Here is a 25,755-nt window from a genome sequence, read left to right as displayed (position 1 = left end):
CCCGGACTATATCATGCGTCTGCACCAGACCGAAAGGTGCGCTTCGTTGCATGATTCACCCTACAAAAAACCAGCTCCCCAGCCATCGCTGCTTACAGGGCCGATCCAACCCTTCGACAAGCATCGGATTTTGCTGACAACCCGGACTCCTTCTTTGCCGACAATGTTCTGCATCCCGGCATAAGCTTTGCTGAGTAGCCGCGCCGTGCGGAACAGATCATCAAGACTCACCCAGCCGGCGAAGTTGATCCCCTGCGCCATGCTGCTCTGTATAGCGAACTGGAGCGCGGTCGAAGCGGCGGTCATCGAACTCTTTCCCGCCGGCGCCGGCGGCTCTTGCACGGAACAATTCGAAACGGTCGCGAATACGCTGCGTCCCGGCGATGAGTTGGTGCTGCACGGCGGCACGTATGCGCAGGGCTGCCGGCGGGCGATCACGGTCATCGGCACGAGCGTCCAACCGATCACCATTCGTGCGGCCGCCGGCGAGATTCCGATTCTGACCAATTCTCCGTCCCAGAATAATCTCGATATCGTCGGCTCGTCGTACCTGGTGATCCGGGGACTGCATTTCCAGGGAGGGAGCCAAGGCATCCGCTTCGAGGGCACCAACCACCATGTCACGCTGGAGCATCTGGACGTCTCCGATACGGAAAACAACGCCATCGCGCTGAATAGCGGCAATTCCGATTTCATGACCATCCGCCGCAATCACATTCATCACACAGGCGTCGCATCGGGGAGCACCGAGGGGGAGGGCCTGTATCTCGGCTGCCATACCGGCAGTTGCCGGGTCACCAACAGTCTGATCGAAGGCAACTACATTCATCATCTGCGGGGAAGCTCCTCCGGCGGGAACGACGGCATCGAAGTCAAAGCGGGCTCCTACGGCAACGTGATCCGCCACAATGTCATTCATGACACGACCGTCGGCACCCAATACCCCTGCATTCTGGTCTACGGCGGCGGGGCGGGCGTCAATACCGTTGAAAGCAACGTGCTGTGGAACTGCGGCGAAGGGATCTATGCGGTCTCGGACGCCGTCATTCGCAATAACGTGATTCTGTCGTCTTCCGCCGGCATCTCCTCCTATCCCCATGCGGCGGTGGGCCAGATGAAAAATCTCACCATCGTCCATAATACGATCGTCGGCCAACAGGACTGCTTGTTCCTCCGCTGGACGGCGGTGACGGCCGTCACGCTGGCCAACAACGCCGTGTACTGCGGCTCCGGTCTCGCCGTCGACGGCACCGGCCTCTCCAGCGCACAGGTGACCGCCCGCAGCAATTATGTCGAAGGCGGCATGTCGGGCGCCACGGTGGACGGCACACGGTTTATCGGCGGGGGAACCGCCGCAGCCGCCTTCGTCGATGCGCCGAACAAGGATGTCTGGCCGCGGCCCGGCTCGGTGCTCATCGGCAAGGCCGCCGCCGGGTTTGCGCCGCCCCTCGACTTTAACGACCGGACCCGCCAAAGCCCGCAGGACGTCGGCGCCTACGAGACCGACGGGCTGGCCTCGAATCCCGGCTGGAGTATCGTTCCGGGCTTCAAACCGACCGGCCAGTCCGATGTTCAGCCGCCGGCAGCTCCGGCCAATCTTAGAATCCTGTAGCCGGTTCTCCACTCGCCGCCTTGGCGCGCCGGACATCGAGGGAGCGGTCGCGCTGCTGTCGCGCCAGTAACCATCCGATCCAGCCCCAGAGCAGCATGAGCGGCACGACCAACCACGCCAGGTGGCTCGTCGTGGCGCCGAGGGCTTTGATGCCGGAGACCGCCCAGCCGGTGAAGGCGTCGCCCGCTCGGGAGACCGCCGTGTCGATGAAGTTCTTAGCCTTGTATTTTTCTTCCCGGCTGACCACCGTAAACAGCACTTCGCGCGCCGGTTTCGAGATCGCATATTCGCCCACGCGCCGCGCGACCGTGAACGCCAGAAACAGGCCGAGGACCTGGCTCACCCCGAGCGCGGCGAATCCGAACAGGCTGACGAGCGGCAGGAACAGCAGCGCCGCGGCGAGACCGAAGCGCAACACCAGGCGATTGGTGATCCAGAGTTGCGTCAGGAAGGTCATGATATTGACGGCCAAGTCCATCCCGGCAAAGAGTCTGGTCCGGGATGCGGCATCGGCGATGTCTCGACCGATCACCGCAGCCTGCTCCAGATATAGGACGGTGGCCGACATGGTGAGCAGCAGGAGATAGGCGCAGATCCCGAGCAAGTACGGCGACGCGACGACCAGGCGAATCCCGGCCCACATGCCGCCGCCGAGCGAATGCGCGGAGGTTCCGATCGGGCGGTGAGCCTGCCGGTTCGACCACCGGTCCAGCCGCAGAATGCAGATCGCACAGGCCACGAGCCAGCCGGCGGACACCAGCATCAGCGCCGAGATCGGCAGCACATAGGTGATGCCGGCGGTCAGGATCGGTCCGGCCATCGCCCCCAGGCTCCCGCCCGCCGCGATGACCGGAAAGAGTCTCGCTCCCTGCTCCGGTGTGAACAGATCCGCCATGAAGCTCCAGAACACCGACACGACGAAGAGATTAAAGACGGACAACCACACGAAGAAGATCCGGGCCACCCACTCGGGATGCCAGCCGGCGGCCATGGCGAGGAAGAAGACCAGCAACTGGACGGCAAAGAACGCGTAAACCGAGAGCAGCAATCGGACGCGCGGCAGGCGTGACGACACGAAGCCGAAGATCGGCGTGGCGGCGAGCAGGGTCAGGAACGTGCCGGTCATCATCCAGGGCAAATGCTGGACGCCGCCCTCGATCGCCATCTCGTCCCGCACTGGCCGCAGCATGTAATAGCCGCAGAGGAGGCACAAGAAATAGAGCACCGACCAGAGCAGCGGCGTCCGCTCGGCAGCATCCGCTTTGATCCACGACAGGATGGGGAGAGACGGCATACAGGACCCGGCGATGCCGGACAGTGCCTCACCCGGACTCTCTCGTGCAAGGAGAAAATTTGCTAGAATGCGCCGACTTCATACCGAGAGGCCTTCGATGATCGACCTTCGCAGCGATACGGTCACCGTTCCGACCGACGGGATGCGGAAAGCCATGGCGCGCGCCGAAGTCGGCGACGACGTCTACGGGGAAGATCCGACCGTCAACCGGTTGCAGGACATGGCGGCGGCTCTGTTGGGAAAGCGCTTCGCGCTGTTCGTGCCCTCCGGAACGATGGCCAACCAACTGGCGATCCGCTGCCAGACGCAGCCGGGGCAGGAGGTGATCGTCGAGAGCACCGCGCACATCGTGCGGTACGAGCAGGGCGCGGCCGGCGCGTTGGCCGGCGTGCAGCTCCATTGGGTGCCGGGCGAACGCGGCGTCATGACGGCCGAGCAGGTTGAAGCCGCCATCAGGCCGAAAGACCCCTACAGCATCCCGACGGCCCTCATTTGCCTCGAGAACACGCACAACAGCGGCGGCGGCACCATCTACCCGCTCTCGACCATCGAAAAAATCCGCGCCGTCGCCGTCAAACACGGCATCCCGATGCATCTGGACGGCGCCCGGCTGCTGAACGCCGTCGCCGCCACGACGCTACCGGCCGCCTCCTACGCACAGCACTTCGAGACCGTGTCACTCTGCCTGTCGAAAGGGCTCGGCGCGCCGGTCGGTTCGTTGCTGATTTCCAGCGAGCAGGGGCTGATCGAGCGCGCGCGCCGGTATCGCCGCATGTACGGCGGCGCGATGCGGCAGGCCGGCATCCTGGCCGCCGCCGGCATCTATGCCTTGGAGCATCACGTCGCCCGGCTGAAAGAAGACCACGACCATGCCAAAAAGCTGGCGCGGCTGCTTCAGCAGATTCCCGCGGTCCGGATCTCGCCGCAACATGTGGAGACGAACATCGTGATCTTTGACGTCGAGGATCAGCGGCGCACCCCCGCCGAGATCGTCGCGGCGCTGCGCGGCCAGGGTGTCTTGATCAACGCGATCGGCGGACGGCGCTATCGCGCCGTGACGCACCTCAACATCTCGGCCAAGCAGATCGACGAAGCGGGCGCCGTCTTCGCGCGCGTGCTGGCCCCGTGATCCGTTCGCTCGCCACGTTGACAGCGATTAGGCCCCTCCATAGAATGCAGCCAGCCGTATGACCCAGGCCATGTCGCTGCAAGCCGTCTCGTTTCAACAGATCAGCCGCATCCTCGACGTGACGGACGGGCTCGGCCTCGATCGGGAATGGGTGGAGATCCCTCTGTCCCCCGAGCAGCCGGGCCGGGTGCGCCGGTTGCAGAACGGCAAACTGGAAATCATCGTGGACGCGGACCAGCCGTTCGACGAATGGCTGAAACTGCTTCCGGCTCGGATTCACGAAGCGCAGAGCGCCTGATGGACGACCCGGCCTCCACCCTCCCCACCCGCGACGAGCTGAACGCCGAGTTGTTGGCTGTGCCGGAACCGCCGGAGCAGCCGGAGACGCCCCCGCCGCCGGGCTTCGAGGACAGCCTGGAGCTCGCGCTCCGGCACATCAAGGGCCGCCGCGGCGGCGATCTGATCGGGATCGTGCTGGTCGGATCGGGCGCGCGGCGCGCCGTCACGCCGCACAGCGACATCGATCTCATCGCGCTGGTCAAGGGCAACGCGGACGCCCACGAAATTCTCCGCGTCGGAGAGCGGCTCGCCGACATCCGTTATCGCGGTCACAAGGCGGTCGAAGAAGAATTGGCCTACTCCCTGCGGCTGCCGCCGCTGCTCCGCAAGGGGCGCGTGCTGTACGACCACGACGGCGTCGCCGCCAAGCTCATCGAGAAAGCGCATCACCGGTTTCGGCAGGGCCCGCCACCGGCGTCGATCAACGAGCAGATCCGGATGAAGGCCGAGTGTTTCCATTGGCTGGGAAAAGCCGAGGACCTGGCCGACAAACCGGGCACGGCCCACTATCTCCTGATGTTGTTCTACGACGATTGCCTCCTCGCCTTCTTTCGCCTCCGCGGGTTCTGGCTCACGGCTCCTGCGGACGTGCACCGCTTCATGGTATCCCGGGAGCCGGCGCTGGCCGACCTGGCCGGACAGTTCTTGAACGCGCCCTCGCTCTCGGAGCGCCTCAACTTCGGGCGCCGATTTGCCGATCTGCTCTTTAAGGATGTGCCGAACCCGGCCCGCATCGACTGAGCTCGGGCGGTCACCGGCGCCGATCGCTTCGTCAAGGCCGTTCGCGCAACTCATCGACCCCAACACCCCGTGGTAAGATGATCGTCTATCTTTCCGCACGAAGGGAGCCGTTATGGAACTGGGATTCATCGGACTAGGGAAGATGGGCATGAACATGGTCACGCGCCTGCGGCGCGACCAGCATCGCGTGGTGGTCTTCGATCGGGCCGCCGAGCTGATCACGCAGGCGGAGACGCAGGGAGGCGTCGGGGCTAGGTCCCTCGCCGATATGGTCGGGAAACTGACCGCGCCCCGCGCCGTCTGGATCATGGTTCCGTCGGGCGCGCCGACCGAGGAGACGGTTCACGCGGTCGCCGCGCTCTTGCAGCCGGGGGATATCATCGTGGACGGAGGCAATACCCGCTACCATGACGATGTGCGCCGGGCGCGCGAACTGAAGACCCGCGGCATTCACTATGTGGACGCGGGCACCAGCGGAGGAATTTGGGGCCTGAAAGTCGGCTATTGCCTGATGATCGGAGGCGACGAGGCCCCGGTGAAGCATTTGGCGCCCGTCTTCACGACGCTCGCGCCGCCGGACGGGTGGGCGCATGTCGGCGCGGTCGGCGCCGGCCACTACGTGAAGATGGTCCATAACGGCATCGAGTACAGCATGATGCAAGGCTATGCCGAAGGCTTCGAGCTGATGTCCAAGAGCGAGTACCGCCTCAACCTGGCGCAGATCGCCGATCTCTGGATGCACGGCAGCGTCGTCCGCTCCTGGCTCTTGGAGCTGGGGGCCGGCGCGCTGAAAGAGGATCCGAAGCTGGAACAACTCAAAGGCTACGTGCAGGACAGCGGTGAGGGCCGGTGGATGATCGCCGATGCGATCGACAAGGACGTGCCGGTGCCGACGCTCACCGCCGCGCTCTTCACCCGCTTCCGGTCCCGGCAGGAAGAATCCTTCGCGGAAAAGATGCTGGCGGCCTTGCGCAACGCCTTCGGCGGCCATGCGGTCCGGCGCTGATAGCCATGGCTTCGAACAGTCAACGAATCGAAATCAGCCCGGCGCAGGAAACCTTGCCTCCGGTCGAGCCCTGCACGCTGGTGATTTTCGGCGGCTCGGGCGATCTGGCCCGCCGCCGGTTGATCCCGGCCCTTTATAACCTGTTGCTCGACGGCCTGCTGCCGTCCGACTATGCGGTGCTGGGATTGGGCCGGACCCCGATGAGCGATGAGGAGTTCCGCGCCGCCGTCCGGGACGGCGTCGTGAAACATTCCCGCCAAGCGCTGATCGAGGATACGTGGAACGCGTTTTCCCGGCACCTCTTTTATCTGGCCGGCGAAAATGACAATCCGCAAACCTATCTCCGGCTGAAGGCGCGCGCCGAGGAATTGGAGCGTTCCCTGCAACTTCCCGGCAATCGGATTTTCTATCTCAGCATCCCCCCCAGCTCCTTCGCGCCGGTCTGCGAGGGGCTGGCGCAGGCCGGACTCGCCGGCGCGCGGGGCGCCCGGTCGCCCTATGCCAGGATCATCGTGGAGAAGCCCGTGGGGCGCGACCTGACCTCGGCGCGGGCCATCAACGAAGTGACCGGACGGGTCTTCGATGAATCGCAGATCTTCCGGATCGACCATTACCTGGGCAAGGAAACGGTCCAGAACCTCATGGTCGTCCGGTTCGCCAACAGCATCTTCGAGCCGATCTGGAACCACAAATACATCGATCACGTGCAGATCACGGTGAGCGAAGCGGAAGGCGTCGGCACGCGCGCCGCCTACTACGAAGAGGCGGGCGCCCTCCGGGACATGGTGCAAAATCACCTGCTGCAGCTCTTATGTCTGGTGGCGATGGAGCCGCCCTACTCGCTGGATCCGGATGTCGTGCGCAACGCCAAAATGGAGGTGCTGCGCTGCCTGCGGCCCATCACCGCCAAGGACGTCGAACGATTTACCGTGCGGGCGCAATACACCGAGGGGACGATCCACGGCACACCCGTCCCAGGCTATCGGCGGGAAAAGGGCGTGAAGCCGGATTCCACCACCGAGACCTATGTGGCGGTGAAATGCTTCGTGGAGAACTGGCGCTGGTCCGGCGTCCCTTTCTATCTCAGGACCGGGAAGGCCCTGCCGCTCCGCGCGAGCGAAGTGGCAGTGCAGTTCAAGGAGATCCCGCAGATCCTCTTCAATGCCAATCCCAAAGGCCCGCTGGCCCCGAACGTCCTGGCTCTGCGCATCCAGCCGGAGGAGGGGCTGTCGCTGCGCATCGTCTCCCGCGTGCCCGGCACCCGGGCCCAGACCCATCCGGTCGAGATGAATTTCAAATACGGCGAGGTCTTCGGACGTCCGTCGCCCGAAGCATACGAACGCCTGCTCTTGGATGTGATGGCCGGCGACGCCTCGCGTTTCATGCGGCGGGACGCCGTCGAAGCGTCGTGGGCCTGGATTACGCAGATTCTCCAGGCTTGGGAAGAGCTGGGACAGCGCTGGCTCCCGGAATACCCAGCGGGAACGTGGGGGCCGGTCGAAGCCGATCGCCTGATCCAGAACGACGGGCGATCCTGGCGGGTGTTATAAACCCGGCTCTCGGGAGCGGAGCACCCTGCTCAGTCGACGGCGAGCGGCAGCTGCTTCAGAATGTCTTCCTTTTTCCCAAGCCCGCCGATGAACCGCTGAAACTCCCCTTTGTCGTAGAGCGCCAGGGCCGGCAGCGACGTGATTTCCAGCTCGGCCGGGATTTGATAATTCTCGTCGGCATTCATCGCCAGCACGAGTAGGCGACCTCCGAGGTCTGTTTGCAGTTTCTCCAGTTCCGCCGTCAACGCGCGACAATGGCCGCAGCCCGGCTTCCAAAACTCGATCAGCACCGGCACAGGAGAACCGTGTACGACGCGGTCAAAATCCCGGTCCGTGACCGGCTGCAGCCGAGCACTCATGCCGGAACGCCCGGGGTCGCCATATCGGCTTTGATGACCAGCGCCACCCGTTCAGCCACGAGCCGATATCCGGCCGTGGTGAGGTGCAGACCGTCGTTCGAGTATTCGGCGGCCAGTTGCCCGGACGGGGTTTCCATAGTGGCTTCGAACAGATCGACGCAGGCGATGTTCTTGGACTTGGCGTAGGCCTGAATCAGGTCGTTCAGGCTGCGCCGGCGCGTCAGGTGCCCCTCCACCCAGGTCCGTCCATCCGGGTTGGAGTCGTGGTCTTCCACGCGAATCGACGGCACGGTGACCGGAATAGGTACGGCCCCAGCCGCGAAGGTCTGTTCGTAGAGCTTCACCAGATTGCGCATGATCTCCGCCGGCGCGGCATTCCACCCGAGATCGTTCGTTCCTCCCAGAATCACGACATATCCTGGTCGGTGATCGAGGACATCGCGGCGAAACCGCATGACCATCTCGCCGGTGACTTCCCCGCACACCCCGCTGATCCGGACCTGAACCGCCGGTCCCAGGATCTCCTGGAGCCAATCGCCATAGGGCGTGGCGGTTCCCTGAGGATTCTCTCTCGTCGGTGATTGAAACCCGGCCGTCAAACTGTCCCCGAAACAGACCACCATGGAAGGCATGGAAGGAGTCCCTTCTCGATTCTTCGACTGGCGCCGATTTTACGGTCTCCCGGCGGACACTACAACCGGACGCAAGCGATAGATGCCCAATTTCTTTTCGGAATATGGCGATTTTCTTTGACGAATGGTCGATCTCCCGGTAGGTGTTACCTCATGTCCGACCTCAAAACGGCGCAAGAGATGATGGCGGCGGCGGTCGCGGCCAAAGGCACTGAGGCCCCCGAAATCGCGTCGGTGAAACGCGTCCTGAAGCTGCTCGACAAGACCGCCAAGTCCAACCGGACCTATGGGGCGACGAATCCGGTCGCCTTGAAATTCTCCCAGCAACTGTACGACGAGCTCACCACCCATCTCTCGACCTATTCCAAACTGACGATTCTCGTCCAGCGGTCGCAGCTCATGTGCGACGGACAGGTGGTCTATGAGCCGGCGCAGGAGGCCGGCAGTGAAAGCATCGCGTTCAAACTGTACGCCGACGGCATCCGGGAATTGGTGTTTCATCAGGGGCTGACGGTCGAGGACCTGCGATTCTTTTTGGACTCCTTGTGGGGCGGCCTGGACCCCGCCCAAGACGACGACGACATCGTGACCCGCCTCTGGGCCAAGAATCTGACGACCCTCACGGTCGTGACGGCCGAGGAGCTGGCGAAAGCGTCCGGCGGCAATGACGGATTCCTCCGTCTCGATCCGCCGGCGTCCGATTCCACCTTGCGAGAGCTGCTGGATCGCGAGCGCAGCCGCAAAGGCGGTCTGAAGGGCGCCGATGACGATACAAAGGCTGCGGGCGGAGGCGAGGCGGCCGCGAAACGACGGTTCCAGTCGGGGCTCATCGGGTACGAAGTCACCGAGGAAGAGTTGGCCGCGCTGGCGCAAGAAGTCGAGGCCGAAAGCAAACAGGACAGTACGATCTATATCCTGGATATGCTGACGACGATTCTGGCGTCGGAGCAGTCCCCTGCGCTGCTGAACAAGCTCTTTGGTCTCTGGGGCAGCATCATTGAATCGCTGATGCGGGAGGGAAAATGGACGGTGCTGGAACACGTGCTCAGCTTGCTGCACGAAACGGAAGCAGTCCGGCCCGATCTCGGCGAGGATCACAAGCAGCAGGTGACGGCTTTGCTGGACGGGCTGGGACAGCCTGAGCGACTGAAAGCCATCGAAACCTATTTGAATCGCACGCCGGGCGCCACGACGGAAGGCCTCTCCACCATTCTCTTGTTGATGAAGGCTGATGCCGTGCCCGGGCTCTGCGCTCTCCTCGCCAATCTGGAATCACAGACGCACCAGGGTATCGTCTCCGAAGCCTTGGCCGTCTTGGCCAAGGATCAACCGGAACCTGTTCTGCGCGGGCTGTCGGACCGGCGGCCGCACTATGTCCGGCAACTGCTGGCCCTCCTGATGAAATGGAACAATCCCCGTTTCGCGGACGCGGTGGAAAAACTGGTGCGCTATCCGGACGTCCAGGTCCGCAAAGAAGTGGTGCGCGCCATCGGATTGTTCCGGCCTTCGGGGAACGGCGCCAGGCTCCTGTCTTTCATGAACGATGCCGACGAATCGGTCCGGGTGGCGGCGTTGAAATTGCTCATGTCGGGACAATACACCGCTCCCTTTTCCCTCTGGTCTCCGATCCTGTCAGCGGAGGATTTTATGGAGCGGCCGATGAGCGAGCGGCGCGCGGTCTTTCAAGCCGTCCGCGCGACCTGCGGTGACGAGGCCATCCCCTACTGGGAAAATCTGTTCACCGAATGGAGCTGGACCAACCGGAAGAAGAAGGAAGAACTCGCCCTGTTGGCCGCGGAAGCGCTCGGCAAACTGGCCACGCCGGCCGCGATCGCCACCCTGGAGCTGGGACAAAAGAAGGGCGGGACCGCGGTGCGCCAGGCCTGTACGCTGGCCTTGTCCCAGATTCAAAAACAGCAGCGCAAGTCCCCCGCGGCGTAAAGAAGGAGCCGGCGTGAACGAACCGAAAAGCCAGACACCTACCGACGAGCAGAGTCAGCCCTTGCTGACCCACGAGAAGTCCTTGACCCAAAAAATCGGGCATGGATCGGAGGCCGGCGATATCCTCGACCAACAGATGGTGATGCTGGGATTCCAGCTCATCGTCCAGTTGAATACGTTGATCAAGACCTCGCGCATCCATGGACGCACCAACGCGGCGCTCGACAAGCCGGTCGAGACGATGCTCACGCTCATTCACACCCTGGCGCACGACCACCCCGTCACCGTGCGGCTGCAAGACGACTTCCTGTTCCTGGGCGACAACCATTTGAAGGTCAGCGCTCAACAGATGGTGGTCGTCTCCAGCATCATCGATGCGATGAGCAAATGGAAAATCGGCGGGTTAACCTTCTCCTCCGCGGTCACCTCGCAACATCTCCGTGAGTTCGCGTACCTGTTCGTCAGCCTCGATCCGGCGACCAAAACCCTCGACGATTTCAGGCAGGCTCTCAAGCAGCTGACCATCGCCACCATCGAGTTGGAAGACCCGCGCGAGCTCCGGCTGAAAGAAGAGATGGACGGCTCGGGAGGCGTGGCCAACGCCGATCCCAAGCTTACGCACAAAGCCAAATCGAAGGCCGCCTACGGCCAGGCGGGGGCGGCCGTCGGCACCCTCACGCAATCCGTGCGCGACGGCGGCACCATCAATTTCAAGCAGGCCAAACGCGCCATCCAGAACATCGTCGATCTCATGATGCAGGACGAAGCCTCCCTGCTCGGGCTCACCACGCTCCGCTGCCATGACCAATACACCCACAACCATTCCGTCAACGTCGCGCTGCTGTCCATCGCCCTGGCGAACCGCGCCGGCTATCCCAAAGTCGAGCTGGCCGACCTCGGTTTGGCCGCCCTCTTTCACGACATGGGGAAATCGACGATCCCGCTGGACGTCCTGAACAAGCCGGGCGAGTTCACCGAAGACGAATGGGCCGCCATGCGGAACCATCCGACCGAAGGAGTGCTCAGCCTTGCGCAACTGCGCGGCATTACGAATCTGCCGGCCCGCATGGCGGCCGCCTCGTTCGAGCATCACATGAATTTGGATTACTCGGGCTACCCCAAGCTGAAGACGCCCTGGAAGCTGTCGTTGACCGGCCGCATTCTCTCGATCGCGGACTGTTATGACGCCATGACGTCTTCGCGCGTGTACCGGCGGGAGCCCATGTCGCCCTCGAAGGTCTTGAGCATGATGTTCGGCAAATCGGGGAAGAGCTTCGATGCCACGTTGCTGAAGCTCTTCGTCAACTGCGTCGGCATCGTGCCGATCGGGAGCCTGGTCGTGCTCAATACCGAGGAACTCGCGGTGGTGCTCAAGCCCGCCATGGAGAAGACGGACGCGGAGCGGCCGCTGGTCAAAATCATCGCGGACGCGCACGGGAATCCCCTCGACAACGGCCCCGAATGCGACCTCACCGAAAAAGACGACACCGGGGACTATCGACACAGCATCATCCGGCTGATCGACAACACCGAGTACAAGTTCGACACCAGCCGGTACTTCGTCTAGCCTGCCTTCGCTTGACAGGCTCACGCCGCGCAGCTATTCTCCCGCCGTTCACGTTCACGAACCGGTTTTCGCACAAGGAGTATGCCCCCATGCCGATCTCTCACACGCGGGCGCTGATAGCAGCGACGCTGCTGTCCGTGGCCCTGATCGCTCCCCTCCGTGCCCATGCCGCCGACGCGTTCAAAATGGGCGTCGTGGATCCGCAGTCCGTTTTGGAAAAGTCCAAGGCCGGCAAGAGAGCGTTGGACGGATTGAAGGAATACGTCTCCACCCGCCAGAAGCTGCTCGCCAAGGACGAAGAAGAATTGCGGAATTACGAGAAGCAGTTGAAGGAGCAGGGCGCCAAGCTCAGCGACGCGGAAAAAAAGGAAAAGGAAACGCAATTCCGCGCCAAGATCCAGGAGTACCAGAAGCGGGCGCAGGAGTTTAATCAGGAGCTGCAGGGCAAGCAAAAAGAGCTGGTGGACGACTACATGAAAAAGATCTCGGCCGCCACGCAGACGGTCGCCGAGAAAGGCGGGTTTTCATTGGTGGTCGACAAAGGCAGCGAACAAACAGTCAAGATCGTCATCTACAACAAGGATACGATCGATCTGACCGACCAGGTGATCAAGGAATTCGACCGCACCAATAAGTAGCGGCGCAGCGAGACCGGTTACTCGAGCGGGTAGCCGGCCTCGCGCCAGGCCCTGATCCCCCCCTCCATCGAACGGACGTTCCGATACCCCATCTGTTGCAAGGCATCGGCGGCGAGGGCCGAGCGGAACCCGCCTCCGCAGTACAGCACGATCTCGGCCTCCTTCTCGGGAATCACCGTTTCGATGTCGCGTTCGATAATCCCCTTTCCCAAGTGCCGGGCGCCTTTGGCACGGTCTTTTGCGAATTCGTGATCTTCCCGAACATCGAGAAAGTGGAACCGCTCGCCTCGATCGAGCCGCGCCTTCACCTCGGCGACCGTGCATTCCTTGATGCGCCGTTTGGCCTGATCCACCAACTGTAAGAATCCCGGGTTGTGCTTCATCCTGGCTCCCTGTCAAAAGAGTGACCGCTGCTCCGGCCCTCCCGGTCTTCGGAAAGTCGCCGGGACTGCCTCCGTCTCTTCTTCGACAAAGCCGGCCTTTCGTTTCGAGATCTCGAAGAGCCACTCGATCATCTCCCAATAGGTTCCCGTCCCGTAGTGCCGCCGAAAGAATTCGCCGTCCGTCAGCCGGCCTTCCCGCACATCGCGGATCCGACTCGTGATCTTGGCGATGCGCTCCGGAAAGGCTTCCCGCATACGCTCCAGGAACACCGGCTCGACGCTTCCCGACAACCGTAGAAGGCTGGACATCGCGACCGTCGCGCCTGCTTCCCGAGCCCGCCTTAACAAGTCCGGGATATCGTCGTCGTTCAGCCCCGGGATGGTCGGCGCGATCGAGACGCCGGTCGGGATGCCGGCATCGGAGAGGCTCTTCATCGCCTCGAATCGCCTGGAGACCGACGGTGCATGCGGCTCCACTAGACGAGCCGTTTCATCGGACGCGAAGGGGATGCTGAAATAGACTCTGACCCAGGCCTCGCGATGAAGCCGAAGCAACACGTCGAGGTCCCGAAGCACCAGCGCTCCTTTGGTGATGACGCCTACGGGATTGCGGTACTCCGCGCAAACTTCCAAACAAGCCCGTGTCAAGCCATAACTGGCTTCGATCGGCTGATAACAATCCGTGTTGCCGGAAAAGACGATCAACTCGCCGGTCCAAGAGGGCCGGTCCAACACCCGCTGCAGGAGCGCCGGCGCATGCTCTTTGACAATGATCTTACTCTCGAAGTCCGTTCCCGCCCCGAATCCCCAGTACTCGTGCGAGGGCCGAGCGTAGCAGTAGGCGCAGGCATGAAAACAACCGCGATAGGGATTGAGGCTCCAGCGAAACGGTAAATCCGGGCTGTCGTTCCGGCTCAGAATCTCACGCGTCGCGTCTTCATAGATCGTCAGCTTGGCCGCGGGAGCCGGTTCCAACCATTCCCGATGCCGTGATTCGAATGGATTGGGTGGATTCGAGATCGGGCGCACATCGCTATCGTGTCGCGCGTGTCTCCTCGTTGTCAATCTGGATTTCGTCTGCTTGCAGCCTGAGCGGTCGCGTTGACTCTCCCCGGGTCAGGTGCTAGATTCGCCAACGGTCTGTGTGTAGAGGTTTCACGTGCATGATGTGAAAGTTCTTCGCGAGAATATGGAGGGCCTCCGAGCGGCCTTGGGCCGGCGCGGCCATGACGTCCCTTGGGACGTGTTGCAGAAGCTGATCGAGGAACGGAGGGCCTTGACGACGCAGGTCGAGCAACTCCGCCATGAGCTCAAAAAAGGCTCCGACGAGGTGGCTCGGTTACGGCGATCTCACCAGCCCGCTGAAGAGGCCATGGCCGCGCTGAAGCAACTGGGAGACCGCATCAAGGACATGGAGGCGGAGCTCCGGGGCATCGAAGAAACGTTGGGCGATCTGGCGCTGCGCATTCCCAACCAGCCGCACCGGTCGGTGCCGGTCGGGAACGACTCCTCCGATAACGTCGAAGTCCGGCGCTGGGGGGCGATCCCAACCTTTGCCTACCCTCCCAAGCCTCACTGGGAGGTGGGGGAAGCGCTGGGCATTCTCGATTTCGACCGGGCGGCCAAGATCGCCGGCGCGCGGTTTGCCGTGCTGACCGGAGCGGGAGCCCGGTTAGAACGGGCCTTGATCAACTACATGCTGGACCGCCATACAACGCACCACGGCTACCGGGAAGTGCTGCCGCCCCTGATGGTCAATCGTGCGACGATGACCGGCACAGGTCAGCTGCCGAAATTTGAAGACGATTTGTTCCGGATGAGAGACGAGGACTATTTCCTCATTCCGACGGCCGAGGTGCCGGTGACCAATCTGCACCGGGAGGAGATCCTGAGCGAGGAACGCCTGCCCATACGGTACACCGCCTATACGCCCTGCTTCAGACGTGAGGCGGGATCGTACGGCAAGGACACGCGCGGGTTGATTCGCCTCCATCAGTTCAACAAGGTCGAGCTCGTCGCCTTCACGACGCCGGATCGATCGTACGAGGAATTGGAGCGGCTGACCGGTCAGGCGGAATCGATCCTTCGGGATCTGGAATTGCCGTACCGCGTCGTGACGCTCTGCACCGGCGACATGGGGTTTTCCGCCGCCAAGACCTACGACATCGAAGTATGGCTGCCTTCACAGCAGCAGTACCGGGAGATCTCCTCCTGCAGCAATTTCGAGTCGTTCCAAGCGAGGCGCGCCGGCATCAAATATCGACCCGCCGGCGGCAGAAAGGACGCCAAGCCCGACTTTGTGCATACGCTCAACGGCTCCGGATTGGCTGTCGGACGGACGCTCGTGGCCCTATTGGAAAACTACCAACAGGTAGACGGCTCCGTCCTGATTCCCAAGGCCTTACAGCCGTATCTTGGCGGGATGGAACGGATTGGGAAGGAGTAGCTGTAGGCACTTATCCGGTCGCCAAGAGCCATTTGAAGGGCTCCCGGTCGGGTCTAGCGATCTTAATAATTCACTGATGGTATCTATCCCGTCGGCAACAATCTGATTGTCTCCGGGTCGAGCGAGCTTGGTTTGGAGGGGTGCCGGAGTGGCCGAACGGACCGGTCTTGAAAACCGGAGTCCTCGCAAGGGGACCGCGAGTTCAAATCTCGCCCCCTCCGCCATGGTTTCCGTACATCCATCCGCGTCTTTCCTCCCCCCTCCTAGGTAAACTACTACTTGCCCCGTCCTCATTTCTTTGTTTTATTGATCCTTGGGTGAAGGTGCCTGCTCTAGGCATGCCCACCTTAGGGCAGCAAGAGGTTTCTGCTCCCTCCTGGGGAAACCTGCCTTCACCCTCGAACTTATTATTATTCTCCACAAAATCAGGTCAGAACGGGCCGCTCGTACGCGGCACGTTCTGACCCATCCCCCTTTCGGCTGGTCCCCTCCTACCTCTACGGTATTTTCACCTTTCGTCTCACCGTCCTATGCTCGGCATACTGCCGGTTCGGCAGTGCGGCCCATCCAGGAGGATCGGACAATGCACAAACAACTCGGCAAGATCGGAGCCATCAAGCGAGAGGTCCATGGAAAAGCTTGTCCTTTTTGCGGAGGCCGCACCTATCAACTGGTCCTCCGCCCGAGCGGAGCTCCCACTCAACCGGCAGGGCTGTTTGCCCGCTGCATGACGTGCCAGCACCCGAGAAGTTTGGATGAAGACCTGGGCAAGATCTTGTGGATGTAGGCCTGCGAGCGAATTCGTTCAAGAACCGGAACAGGAGCATGTACTGATGTCCTTCACACAATGGCGGATACAACGAGCACGGGCCAAACAAAAGCGGATCGCGCTCCAAATGCTGGCGCTCAGCGGAGTGGTGCGACCGAGCCATGTTGAACCGCGGTACAGCGTTCCGCTCCTCAAGCTGAAAGCCCTCAATCAGGCTCAGCCCTGCGAGTTCCTTCACAGACCGAACCCTTCCATTCGGCGAACTATCCCTCCGCTGTCCGGCGCCCGGCTGCAAAAGAAATGATGGCGGCCCTGTTCACGATCGACCTTTCGCCCACGCAGTGGTTCAAGCGATTTGACGATGCCCGAGCCGGCATTGCACGGAGCTGATTCGTTCCTTCCCTCTGATCGACCTCGCGGCTTGTGCCGCTCCCCGCTGCTGAGGTAAGATGGCTTCCGTCCGCGGGCTCCCCTACCCCAACGACACGTTCCGCGTGACGCGGGCGTGAATTCACCAGAGAATGCCGATCGGAGAGGTGGCCGAGTGGCCGAAGGCAACGGTTTGCTAAACCGTCGTAGGGACCAAAATCTCTACCGAGGGTTCAAATCCCTCCCTCTCCGCCATGTCCACCGTGCTCTCCCAGGAAAGGACCCCTCGATGCGCACCATCATGTTGAGCCTGAGTTCCCTGATGATCTTCATGACGACTCCGCTGCTGGCGGCTCCGCAAGAGCCAACCACGGACGAGCAAAAAACGATGTACGCGCTTGGACTGGCGATCAGCCAATCACTCGGCACGTTCTCGCTGACCGAATCGGAGTTGGAGTTCGTGAAAAGCGGGATCACGGACGGCGTGCTGAAGCGCCCCCAAAAAGTCGACCTCCAGACGTTCGGACCGAAGATTCAGCAATTGCAACAGGCGCGGGCGGCAGTAGTGGCGGACAACGAGAAGAAAGCCGGCGCGGCTTATCTTGCCAAGGCCGCGGCGGAAAAGGGCGCCACGAAAACGGAATCGGGCATCGTCATCATCCCTCTCAAATCCGGCACCGGCGCGACGCCCAAGGCGACGGACACGGTGAAGGTCCATTATCATGGCACGCTGATCGACGGGACGGTGTTCGACAGCTCGGTGAAACGTGGAGAGCCGGCCACGTTTCCGCTCGGACAGGTGATCAAGTGCTGGACGGAAGGGCTTCAGCAGATCAAGGTCGGCGGCAAGAGCAAGCTGGTCTGTCCGTCCAATCTTGCCTATGGCGAACGGGGATCACCTCCGGCGATCAAGCCCGGTGCGACGCTGATTTTCGAAGTGGAGCTTCTCGATATCGTCGCGAATAAGTAGATACAATTCTGCCGCCTCTCCCTCAAGAGAGGCGGCAGACAAGAGCTTCTTACCCTTGACCCCATCACGCGTTCTGCGGTATCGTCCACACCTTCCACAATACTGCTTCGTGCCGAGGTAGCTCAGTTGGTAGAGCACAGCCCTGAAAAGTCGTTCGTCCCTTTCCCCTGATAGTTCTCCCCTTCTCTATCCCCTTCAATTTCTTTTCAATTCTTGTCAAACACCGTGATGCCTGTTTTCCGTCTGTTTGGGGCGTGTTCTGTGGATAAGTAGAACCTGGTTGGCACTTTTGTTGGCACTTTCCAAGATGGGACTTTAGCCTTCGTTAAGGTCCGATGGCTCGGGTGGGATTATTTCTTTTCTTGTCCTTCATGAACTCTCATCTCAGGCTGTCAGCGGGATGAATCGGTCTTCAGAACAGTCGAGTTATTCTTAGGGCTCCACGCCTGCCCGGAGAATTGTACGTCGAGCGGAGTCTTCGCAATGTGATTCACGTAGTTGCTCATGATTTTCAGAGCCAAGACACTAATAATCTCCAGGATGTGTCGCTCGCTATACCCTACGCGGGCATAATGCTCAAGATCCTCTTTCGGCACCCAACCGCGATGATACAAAATCGACAACACGAGTCCCCGCAGGGCATTCAGTCTCTTGTCTGACAGAGGCTTCTGTTGGCGCAATTCCTTGAGAATGTGGTCCGGCATCCCGGCCATTTCTGCCAGGGTCGAATGGTCCGCGACGCAATAGGCACAGTCAGTCGTGACGCTGATGGTCAATGCGACCACCTGGCGCTCGATCGGGGACAATACACTGTCCTGAAGCGCGTTACTCACGCCAATGTAGGCACGTAGGGCAACCGGTGACTCCGATAACACTCCGAAGTAGTTCGGCACAAAGCCATATTTGTTTTCGATCTGTTTCAGCGCCCTACGCGATTCCTTCGGAGCTGTGGCCGTGGTATGGATTGGGAATTTCATGAGTCTCCTTCTTGACCAAGGTGCTGTATCTGACGGTTACACATATGCCTGATGCCTCCAATTGCAGCATCCTGTAAAGGTATTGAACGGTCCCACATTCCTGTCCCTCCTCTATCAGGCGCTCATTCAACCCATGGGAGCAGAGCGAAGTTCCCTTTGACTTGGTTGGCCGCGAGCAACTTGTGTGCTTCAGAAGCTTGATGGAGCGCGACGGTACGGTCAAGCGCGGGCTTAATGTGCCCCGCATGGACCTGCTCCAGTCCCCATCTCAGATCCTAAGAGTCAGCGAATATGGTGCCCCGCATCTGTTTCTGCGTGAAAAAGAACTCCCGCACGTCAAACTTCCCTTCGATACCGCCCGTAAAGCCATACACCACGATGGTTCCAAAAGGACGAGCGGCTGCAATCGTGCGCGCCAGTTCCTCTCCACCCACGTTATCAATGGCCACATCCACGCCTTGTCCGCCGGTCCAATCCCTTATTCGATCGATGACGCTTTCTTTTCTGGTGTTGATCACGAGATCGGCTCCTTGCGATTTCACGAAAACACCTTTTTCATCATCCCGCACGGTCGCAGCCACTCTGGCGCCCAGCGCCTTCGCGACCTGAATGTGCATGTTTCCTGACCCGGATGCCCCGGCCGTCACCAGCACCGTGTTCCCAGCTGTGACCTCCCCGACTTACTTGACCGCACGAACGGATGTTCCCAGCACAACTGGGAGCGTTGCGACTTCGGCAGGTGCCAGTCCCGTCTCGTCCTTCACCACCCATCGAGCCGGACCTTCCATGTACTGAGCATAGGACCCCCAGATATGGACTCCCGGCACGACAAAGCTGGGGGAAATGGCCAAGGGTCGATTGAAATCGTCTTCTTCCCGGAGCGTAAACCCCGCGGCGGGAATGACGCGCTCACCGATTTGTATGCCCGTTACTCCATCACCCCACCCCACAACTTCACCGATCGCATCAACCCCTAAAATGTGCAGGAGTGGTAGATTCGGCATGACCGACCCCTCGCGCATGTAATGATCCAGTCGATTCATCCCGGCAGCCAACACCTTGATGAGGACGTAGCCCGGCTTGGGGCTCGGAGTAGGAATCTCTTCATAACTCAGGACCTCGGGCCCACCGAATCTCTGAAGCATCACGGCTTTCATGCTTTTCGCCGGCCGACTCCGATCGGCATGTTCAGTAGCAGTGATATCCAACGTGAGGACGCTCATGGTCATGCTCCTTTGCCGTCGTTCCAAAGTGGATAAGGCGCCCCCTGGAGGTAAGCTTCCATTAGGGGTTGTGATAGAAGCGTTCGTGGACGATTCTTCCGTCCCTCCATTTCGTGACGACCGCCTGCTCGATATGCACGGGGGTGCCGTCCTTGGCTATCCAGTCCATCACGGTTTCGTAGAACGTCGCGTCGTTGCCCGCGCCATGAGCGGTAACTTCGAACCCTCTCCATTCCTTCACGGTGCTGAGAAACTGTCGTTCACGTTCGAGGTTGGCCTGCCGTCCTATGGTGGGAGGCGCGCTGTTCTCTTGCATGACCACATCCTCGGCATAGAACTCGTCGATCGCCTCGAGGATGCGGCCGGCCCGGATATAGTCGAAAAGCTCTGTGAGTCGGTGATGGACGTTCGCAGCAGTGGCTGTGGTCATGTTGTTCTCCTTTTCGCTTGTGGGTTCTTCATTGCCCGCCTTGAGGCTTGGCCGTGCCTTCTCCTTACCCAAGAGATGTGCCAGGAACGTTGACTCGGGAATAGCCGAACTTCCCTGGACTTCCGACTCGTACGGTCAACTCGTCCGCAACGATATTTCGTTGTCCACGAAGACTCGTGGTCGGCCAACGAAGATGCGGTCGCTCACCGGATACAGGGGCTCGGGCTCAAAGAGCCTGAAGCTTCTCGAGAATCCTCGACGGTTCGATGTAGGAGCGTTAGCCTCTACGACCGAGTGATCTTGGCAGATGAGACGACGGCATGATGAGCCCTGCCCTATGGCCAAAGGTACGGCGCATTGCGGAAACAGCGCCGTTGTTCCCGTCTATAGGACATGTCCTCGTTGCAATTGCCTTCCCTCCGAAGTGAAAAGGGGGAGAGCCGGCTGCCAAGCCGCTTGGACCAGATCGGCGACTCCGGGCCACATGGCCGGGCTGGCGGCAACAGCTACGTGGATTCTATTTCTCTCCGTGAGGATGAGGCGGCGATCCAGGATCCAGATCCAGCCGAAACTTTCGAAATACTGCATGATCGATCTCAATCTCACCGACAAATGTGGCCCCAAGCCGTTCAAGCGCGCCAAGATTCTTCCGTGAAAGAGGCAAGAGGAAGGTCACGAAAGGAATACGGCCATCACTGATCGCAAGTGCGATCGCCTTCTTGTAAATATGAACTCCCAGCCCAAAAGAGTCCGGTTTGAGCACCAAACCAAAATCCCACTCATCACCTTCTTTCTGAAACCCACCCCAGCCCACATAACGGCCGTTGGAGAGGATCGCCCAGTGGCCAAGGCCATCGCGGCGCCAGCACTTTTCCTTGGCCTCCACGAATTTGGTGACCGCATCGTAGTCCCATTTGAATGCGAGTAACGGCATGTGTTCAGCAACACGAGGATCAGACATGTGCCGGAGGATTTCGTCCTTCGAAACGTCAGGCAGTCGTACGAACGTGATTCTGCGTTCTGGAGTATTGGTCATTTCACTGCGGGATCCAACGAATGTTCATCGCTCTCTTTCAAGAGGGACATACAAAGGAGGTCATGGTAGAGACCACCATTTGAGACAAGAACGTGAGTTCCGGACAGCGCATTGAAAATCTCGAATGAAGGGAAAACGGGCTAACGCCGCGCAGGAGGAATGAGTCCTGACCCTACTTTCGAGAAGATCCTCGATTATTGGGCGATCCCATCAAGTGACGATTGAGCCCTACGTACAGCCGATAGAGGCCATCCCCACGTTTCCACTCTAGCCTAGAACTATCGACGACCAAGTAGTATGTCCCCGGTTTTACTTCCGCAGGAAGCAATGCCGTCACACCCGCTCTAAACACGTAACCTTGTTGAAGCTGAGATCCGTCCGGCGATAGGAGAAACAGAGCCGGTTGCCAGGGCGATTGGACCAAGCCGACCACGCCTGACCAGAGGGCTCGGTTGGCCGCCACGGCTGCCTCAATTCTTGTCGGCTGAGTGACTGTCACCCGATACCAGTGGTCGGGACCGTCCAGTCTAGTGGGGCCAGAGTGATCGTCGGTCGCATTGGACAGTGATCCGGTCACGACATCGGTGTGGTCCAGTCCATCTGCTCGATGGAGATCCGCGCCACCTCTTAGTTCGTCTTCATCCAAGACCCGAGTTCCGCAGCTTGCCCAGGTGACGGGCCGATCGTGCCGACTGGCCACAAAACAGGGACCGTTTGCTTCGGAACAGCCGCTTGAATCGAGGTCGGAAGTCGATCCACGTTCGTACCCGAACCGCGGAGGGACTGGAGACACGACTCTGCGCAACATCGAACGGGATTGGCCTCGCTCTTCCTTGATCTCCAATACATTCGCCCCCGCCAGCAGACAATTCACGAGGGCCGAGAGTTCCGCGTCCCGTTCCAGACGGTCCCATGAGCAGTGCGCGGCCCCCTCTCGACAAGAGGAGATCGAGCCATACTCGACGACGTGCAGAAACGGTTTCGGCCGGATCTCGCAGCCCATGACTCCGAGGCAGCCAAGAAGCAATCCGATGGTGAGGAATCGTGCGGTGAAGAAGGCGGTGGATGAGCTGCCTTGTCCGTACATGATCACGCTCCTTGGGCGACTATGTCGACTGATATCAGTCGACGCGACGATGCGCTACCGGCCATCAACGTGCGACTCAACTCTCGCGATCAACGCCCGCCAGTTGAAGCCGCTTCGTGAGTGGATCGAATCGAAGATAGACGCTCGTCCTCGGACTCCATCGCTCCCCGCCGTCGTAACTTGTCTGGATCTCCACGGAAAGGAAGAAATCGTCCGAAAGCGCCGGTGCCTCGAGACCTCCGGATCCAAAGGGAATCGTGATCCTCGACTGTATCACTACCTGTTGTGGAATGACTTCCGAATCGACACCGAACCTCACACGCCGCCTCACAGAATAGCGATAGATCGCAGTAGGGCTCGGGGCATACCCCCGCAACACCGCCAGATTCTCAAATGTCAGCACAAGATCAGTTCCGCTTCCTTCCATCAGTTCAAAGTGGTCGAGCGGGTTGACGAGGGAGAAGTAGTAGCGGCCGATCTTGTCGCGGCGCGCTTTCAAGACCGCCGCCACGTACCGTTCCGCTCGCGGATCAGTGAACCCGCCGGTCTGCACAATCGTGTCGATGTCATCATCGGTGAACGACGTGACGATCTTGGCCCCCCAATAGGCGTCTCGTAGCGTGGTCCGGAGAAATGCCGGATTCGGGTAGGTCGGGCGCCATCGCTCCGGATCGAAATAGTCCGACTCAAAGTACCCGACGGCCGGGAACGCCATTCGGAGGGGAACCTCCCATGGCTTCACGTAGAACCCTGCCGCTACCATCGACCGGCCAACGGTCCCGAAGTCGAGAAAATACTCGTTCCCAAATCGAGAGAGTTGCGGATCGGCATTGTCCGCTCCCAACGTCGAGGAGAAGTCAATGAGGTAATGCGTCAGATACTTCGCTTCGGGATCGTACATGTCGAGTGCGTTGGCCGCCTTGGTGTCGGTATGGTTCAGAAAGGCCGCCAGAATCCGAAGCCCTCGCAATTCACGCCTGTTTTCATGACGAATGCGGTCGTTGGGATCGTCCGGCCGTTGCCCGACATAGAGAAACGGACCTTTGGGAATTCCAGGCAGGAACTTGCTGGCCATAGCCCGAATCGTTCCATCAGGCCGATGGGGGACGCGCTCCAAGATGGCCTTGATGTCATCATCGGTCATGGGCCGTGGGACATGGTATCGGCCACGGAACTTGGCCGTTGGGCCGACCACGATTCGGCGGGGGTCCACGTCGACAAGATAATGTTCCGGGACATGGTAGCCGGCCGCGTACAGGAAGCGCGAAGAGATCATTTCCGATGCGGTCGTCATTTCAGGGTGCAACGGCGGGTCGAATTTCAAGAGATACACGTCGTCCTTTTCATCGCGAATGACGAAGCCCGGCGTGGAACCCAGACTCTCTTTCGCGCTGATCGCCGTCCAGCCCCCTCTGGGACTCGGCCCTTCCCCGATGCCTGCACCTCGAGCCAAGTCGTCTTGCGAGAGTCGTGCAAAGGCGTGACGGTTCGTGAACCAGGTCGAATCGGGAACCTCGTCGAAGTTGTTCACGTTCTGAGCCTCCACCGGACTGGCGAGGCCGACCCACGTTCCAACCGTTCGGATGGAACGACCGAGGTTGAAGAGTTGCCCAATGCGGTAGAAGATCATCTTGTCGGTACCATCCCAGAAAGCCCACTGGCCTTCCGTTTCTTCCTGCGGTTCGGGAATAGGTCTTCGGTCGTCTGCTCGCTGGAAGTGAGGCCGTTCCAGAGCCGGCGCACTGTAGCAACCAGCCGTCGCCGTGTGGAGAAGCGCCCAAACTGTCAGCACGCGTGAGTGCCGGATTACCCTGGCGGATGGTCGTATGTTCATGGGAGCGCCTGATCAAAAACCCAGCGTTGCGGCTCGTCGCCTGATGAAATCCAGGTCTCCTCGGATCAGGGTCAAGACCCCGTCCTCGCTCCCCGCCACTTGAATCCGGAAGCTGAACTTCCTGTTGGAGACGAAACGCAGCCCTGCCCCGGCGGAGTACCGGAATTGTTTCAGCCCGATGTCCGTGTGGTCGTTGAACACCTGCCCCTCGTCAAGAAAGATATCGCCCTCGACATCCTGCCAGACGGGGAACCGCCATTCGGCATTGAACAGGAGGGCGCCTTCATCTTGCCACCGCCCGCGGTCGAACCCGCGCAAACCGTTGTTGAGATCCAAGAGGTTCAGCTCGTAAAAGGGGATCGACCCGCTACCCAAGCTGTCCTGTTTCGCGAGATACCCTCTCAGCAGAAGCACTCGGTTGCCATGGAAGACAGGGATGTACCGTTGGACCTCCAGACGGTAGCCGATGTAGCGAAACTGATCGCGATTCACCTGGTCGGTGTAGGTGAACGATCCCTCTGCGAACCAGCCCATGGTCGGCCGGAAGGGATTGTCCCGTGAGTCGTACCGAAGGCTGGGTTCGATGGCCAACGCCGTCATGGAACTGTTGTTGCCCGTGACGGTCGCCGGCGTGGCCGGAAGCCGGCTGGATGGTTTGGCATCGGCGATCAATAGCCGTCCGGTGAGCGCCGCACTGAGATCACCCGCCAGCCGACGACCCAGTGTGGTATCCCAGGCCAGTTCTTTGAGCTCGAAATTCGTCTCGTCTTGCTCCCGCGCCCCATTCCCACCGGGAAAGAAGTGGCTTTCGTCGAAATTCAACCAGAACGCGTTCGTCTCAAAAGACCAGGCAGAACCGAGGAGGGACGGGTCGCGAAAAGATAGCTCGCCCACTTGATTATCCCGGGTTGCCACGAGGTAGGACAGCCGCGCTTCTTTGCCCTTTCTGAAGACATTGTTGTTGAACGCGGTGAACCCGATCCCGCTGCTGAGGGTACCGCCTACCGATAATCTTGGATAGATTCCTGCCGTGCGTTCGTCATTGAGAAAGACATCCAAGGCGCGATTGAGCAGATCGTGCCGTTCGTATGCGATCGCAAGCTGTTTGAATGGATACGTGAATCCCGCCCAAGCATATTCCGGCACCGCCAGCAGCCGGTTGGCCCAGGTATTTTCTTCATCCTCAGGCGGCTGGGTCGTAGGCCGGTCGTCGCGCGGTGGCGTGGGTTCTTCCCGCGGCGATTCGGCGGACGCGGCTTGCCGAGGGGCTTCCGGTGGTGGGACGGCAGGGGGCTGCTTCGTCGCACAGGCCATCTGGAGAAGCAGCGTGAGGACCAAGAGAGTCCAAACGAGCAGGCAGGTGATGGAGCGTGTAGGACCAACCGTCATGGCGTTGGACTTTCCTTCTACTCGCCGGCTTCCC

The 25,755-nt window shown here is 60.6% G+C and carries 23 protein-coding genes, 2 tRNA genes and 1 pseudogene; 13 read left to right on the top strand and 13 right to left on the bottom strand.

The window, feature by feature from the left end:
• Window positions 1–60 precede the first annotated feature (60 nt).
• Complete coding sequence (locus NITMOv2_RS07795; protein WP_053379327.1) at window positions 61–261, bottom strand: hypothetical protein; 201 nt, start codon at window positions 259–261, stop codon at window positions 61–63.
• Between NITMOv2_RS07795 and NITMOv2_RS07790 the strand changes: the two genes are divergently transcribed.
• Entirely contained in the window at window positions 260–1,612 is a 1,353-nt protein-coding gene (locus NITMOv2_RS07790) for a right-handed parallel beta-helix repeat-containing protein (protein WP_053379326.1), read from the top strand. The genes NITMOv2_RS07795 and NITMOv2_RS07790 overlap by 2 nt on opposite strands.
• Here the strand turns inward: NITMOv2_RS07790 and NITMOv2_RS07785 are convergent.
• Window positions 1,599–2,906, bottom strand: a complete 1,308-nt coding sequence (locus tag NITMOv2_RS07785) for an NTP/NDP exchange transporter (protein WP_053379325.1) — start codon at window positions 2,904–2,906, stop codon at window positions 1,599–1,601. The two genes, NITMOv2_RS07790 and NITMOv2_RS07785, sit on opposite strands and share 14 nt — an antisense overlap.
• A 97-nt stretch (window positions 2,907–3,003) precedes the next feature.
• On the opposite strand from NITMOv2_RS07785, the gene NITMOv2_RS07780 reads away from it, so the two are divergent.
• The 5 genes from NITMOv2_RS07780 (at window position 3,004) to zwf (ending at window position 7,671) form a co-directional block, all read left to right on the top strand.
• Window positions 3,004–4,035 carry a threonine aldolase family protein gene (locus tag NITMOv2_RS07780; RefSeq protein WP_053379324.1) on the top strand — a complete coding sequence of 344 codons (1,032 nt, stop codon included), beginning with the start codon at window positions 3,004–3,006 and terminating at the stop codon, window positions 4,033–4,035.
• Window positions 4,036–4,093: 58 nt separating this feature from the next.
• Window positions 4,094–4,333 carry a hypothetical protein gene (locus NITMOv2_RS07775; RefSeq protein ID WP_053379323.1) on the top strand — a complete coding sequence of 80 codons (240 nt, stop codon included), beginning with the start codon at window positions 4,094–4,096 and terminating at the stop codon, window positions 4,331–4,333.
• The gene (locus NITMOv2_RS07770; protein WP_053379322.1) at window positions 4,333–5,115 is read left to right on the top strand and encodes a nucleotidyltransferase domain-containing protein; all 783 of its coding nucleotides are present in this window, start codon (window positions 4,333–4,335) and stop codon (window positions 5,113–5,115) included. The genes NITMOv2_RS07775 and NITMOv2_RS07770 overlap by 1 nt, the downstream gene beginning before the upstream one ends.
• A 112-nt stretch (window positions 5,116–5,227) precedes the next feature.
• A complete protein-coding gene (gene gnd, locus NITMOv2_RS07765; protein ID WP_053379321.1) occupies window positions 5,228–6,121 on the top strand; it encodes a phosphogluconate dehydrogenase (NAD(+)-dependent, decarboxylating) in 894 nt (297 codons plus the stop codon).
• Window positions 6,122–6,126: 5 nt separating this feature from the next.
• Entirely contained in the window at window positions 6,127–7,671 is a 1,545-nt protein-coding gene (zwf, locus tag NITMOv2_RS07760) for a glucose-6-phosphate dehydrogenase (RefSeq protein ID WP_053379320.1), read from the top strand.
• Window positions 7,672–7,700: 29 nt separating this feature from the next.
• Here the strand turns inward: zwf and NITMOv2_RS07755 are convergent, their stop codons facing one another.
• Both NITMOv2_RS07755 and NITMOv2_RS07750 read right to left on the bottom strand, forming a co-directional pair.
• On the bottom strand, window positions 7,701–8,030 hold the full coding sequence (locus tag NITMOv2_RS07755) for a thioredoxin family protein (protein WP_053379319.1): 330 nt from the start codon (window positions 8,028–8,030) through the stop codon (window positions 7,701–7,703).
• Window positions 8,027–8,662, bottom strand: a complete 636-nt coding sequence (locus tag NITMOv2_RS07750) for an SGNH/GDSL hydrolase family protein (RefSeq protein ID WP_053379318.1) — start codon at window positions 8,660–8,662, stop codon at window positions 8,027–8,029. Before NITMOv2_RS07750 ends, NITMOv2_RS07755 begins: the two co-directional genes overlap by 4 nt.
• Window positions 8,663–8,815: 153 nt before the next feature.
• Here NITMOv2_RS07750 and NITMOv2_RS07745 point away from each other — a divergent pair, with 153 nt between their 5' ends.
• The 3 genes from NITMOv2_RS07745 (at window position 8,816) to NITMOv2_RS07735 (ending at window position 12,808) form a co-directional block, all read left to right on the top strand.
• Window positions 8,816–10,603 (top strand): HEAT repeat domain-containing protein, encoded by a 1,788-nt coding sequence (locus NITMOv2_RS07745; RefSeq protein WP_053379317.1) that lies wholly within the window; start codon window positions 8,816–8,818, stop codon window positions 10,601–10,603.
• A 13-nt stretch (window positions 10,604–10,616) separates the two neighbouring features.
• Window positions 10,617–12,170 carry an HD-GYP domain-containing protein gene (locus NITMOv2_RS07740; protein WP_053379316.1) on the top strand — a complete coding sequence of 518 codons (1,554 nt, stop codon included), beginning with the start codon at window positions 10,617–10,619 and terminating at the stop codon, window positions 12,168–12,170.
• 89 nt (window positions 12,171–12,259) lie between these two features.
• Window positions 12,260–12,808, top strand: a complete 549-nt coding sequence (locus NITMOv2_RS07735) for an OmpH/Skp family outer membrane protein (RefSeq protein WP_053379315.1) — start codon at window positions 12,260–12,262, stop codon at window positions 12,806–12,808.
• Between the two features lie 17 nt (window positions 12,809–12,825).
• On the opposite strand, the gene NITMOv2_RS07730 is transcribed toward NITMOv2_RS07735, so the two are convergent.
• Window positions 12,826–13,191 carry a rhodanese-like domain-containing protein gene (locus tag NITMOv2_RS07730; RefSeq protein WP_053379314.1) on the bottom strand — a complete coding sequence of 122 codons (366 nt, stop codon included), beginning with the start codon at window positions 13,189–13,191 and terminating at the stop codon, window positions 12,826–12,828.
• Window positions 13,192–13,203: 12 nt separating this feature from the next.
• Window positions 13,204–14,220 (bottom strand): PA0069 family radical SAM protein, encoded by a 1,017-nt coding sequence (locus NITMOv2_RS07725; RefSeq protein WP_053379313.1) that lies wholly within the window; start codon window positions 14,218–14,220, stop codon window positions 13,204–13,206.
• Window positions 14,221–14,350: 130 nt separating this feature from the next.
• Between NITMOv2_RS07725 and serS the strand changes: the two genes are divergently transcribed.
• From serS to NITMOv2_RS24640, 4 genes are all read left to right on the top strand, one after another.
• Window positions 14,351–15,637 (top strand): serine--tRNA ligase, encoded by a 1,287-nt coding sequence (gene serS, locus NITMOv2_RS07720; RefSeq protein ID WP_053379312.1) that lies wholly within the window; start codon window positions 14,351–14,353, stop codon window positions 15,635–15,637.
• A 134-nt stretch (window positions 15,638–15,771) separates the two neighbouring features.
• Window positions 15,772–15,861: transfer RNA gene (locus tag NITMOv2_RS07715), tRNA-Ser, on the top strand.
• A 1,075-nt stretch (window positions 15,862–16,936) separates the two neighbouring features.
• Window positions 16,937–17,030: transfer RNA gene (locus NITMOv2_RS07700), tRNA-Ser, on the top strand.
• 34 nt (window positions 17,031–17,064) lie between these two features.
• On the top strand, window positions 17,065–17,745 hold the full coding sequence (locus tag NITMOv2_RS24640; protein ID WP_053379309.1) for an FKBP-type peptidyl-prolyl cis-trans isomerase: 681 nt from the start codon (window positions 17,065–17,067) through the stop codon (window positions 17,743–17,745).
• Window positions 17,746–18,137: 392 nt separating this feature from the next.
• Here NITMOv2_RS24640 and NITMOv2_RS07690 read toward each other — a convergent pair whose 3' ends face one another.
• From NITMOv2_RS07690 to NITMOv2_RS07660, 7 genes and pseudogenes are all read right to left on the bottom strand, one after another.
• Window positions 18,138–18,722 carry a carboxymuconolactone decarboxylase family protein gene (locus tag NITMOv2_RS07690; RefSeq protein ID WP_053379308.1) on the bottom strand — a complete coding sequence of 195 codons (585 nt, stop codon included), beginning with the start codon at window positions 18,720–18,722 and terminating at the stop codon, window positions 18,138–18,140.
• 122 nt (window positions 18,723–18,844) lie between these two features.
• A pseudogene (locus NITMOv2_RS07685) lies at window positions 18,845–19,339 on the bottom strand (quinone oxidoreductase family protein).
• A 63-nt stretch (window positions 19,340–19,402) separates the two neighbouring features.
• The gene (locus NITMOv2_RS07680; protein WP_053379306.1) at window positions 19,403–19,945 is read right to left on the bottom strand and encodes an alcohol dehydrogenase catalytic domain-containing protein; all 543 of its coding nucleotides are present in this window, start codon (window positions 19,943–19,945) and stop codon (window positions 19,403–19,405) included.
• A gap of 61 nt (window positions 19,946–20,006) precedes the next feature.
• A complete protein-coding gene (locus NITMOv2_RS07675) occupies window positions 20,007–20,375 on the bottom strand; it encodes a nuclear transport factor 2 family protein (RefSeq protein WP_053379305.1) in 369 nt (122 codons plus the stop codon).
• A gap of 517 nt (window positions 20,376–20,892) precedes the next feature.
• On the bottom strand, window positions 20,893–21,411 hold the full coding sequence (locus NITMOv2_RS07670) for a GNAT family N-acetyltransferase (protein WP_053379304.1): 519 nt from the start codon (window positions 21,409–21,411) through the stop codon (window positions 20,893–20,895).
• Between the two features lie 1,163 nt (window positions 21,412–22,574).
• Window positions 22,575–24,128: a hypothetical protein gene (locus NITMOv2_RS07665; RefSeq protein ID WP_053379303.1), complete on the bottom strand. Its 1,554-nt coding sequence runs from the start codon at window positions 24,126–24,128 to the stop codon at window positions 22,575–22,577.
• Window positions 24,129–24,344: 216 nt separating this feature from the next.
• Window positions 24,345–25,721, bottom strand: a complete 1,377-nt coding sequence (locus NITMOv2_RS07660) for a BamA/TamA family outer membrane protein (RefSeq protein ID WP_053379302.1) — start codon at window positions 25,719–25,721, stop codon at window positions 24,345–24,347.
• Window positions 25,722–25,755 lie beyond the last annotated feature (34 nt).

Origin of the sequence: Nitrospira moscoviensis (genome assembly GCF_001273775.1) — a bacterium.
GTDB classification, from domain to species: Bacteria; Nitrospirota; Nitrospiria; order Nitrospirales; family Nitrospiraceae; genus Nitrospira_D; species Nitrospira_D moscoviensis.
Note: the sequence above shows the minus strand (reverse complement) of the source record. Positions and strands in the feature narration are given on the sequence as shown.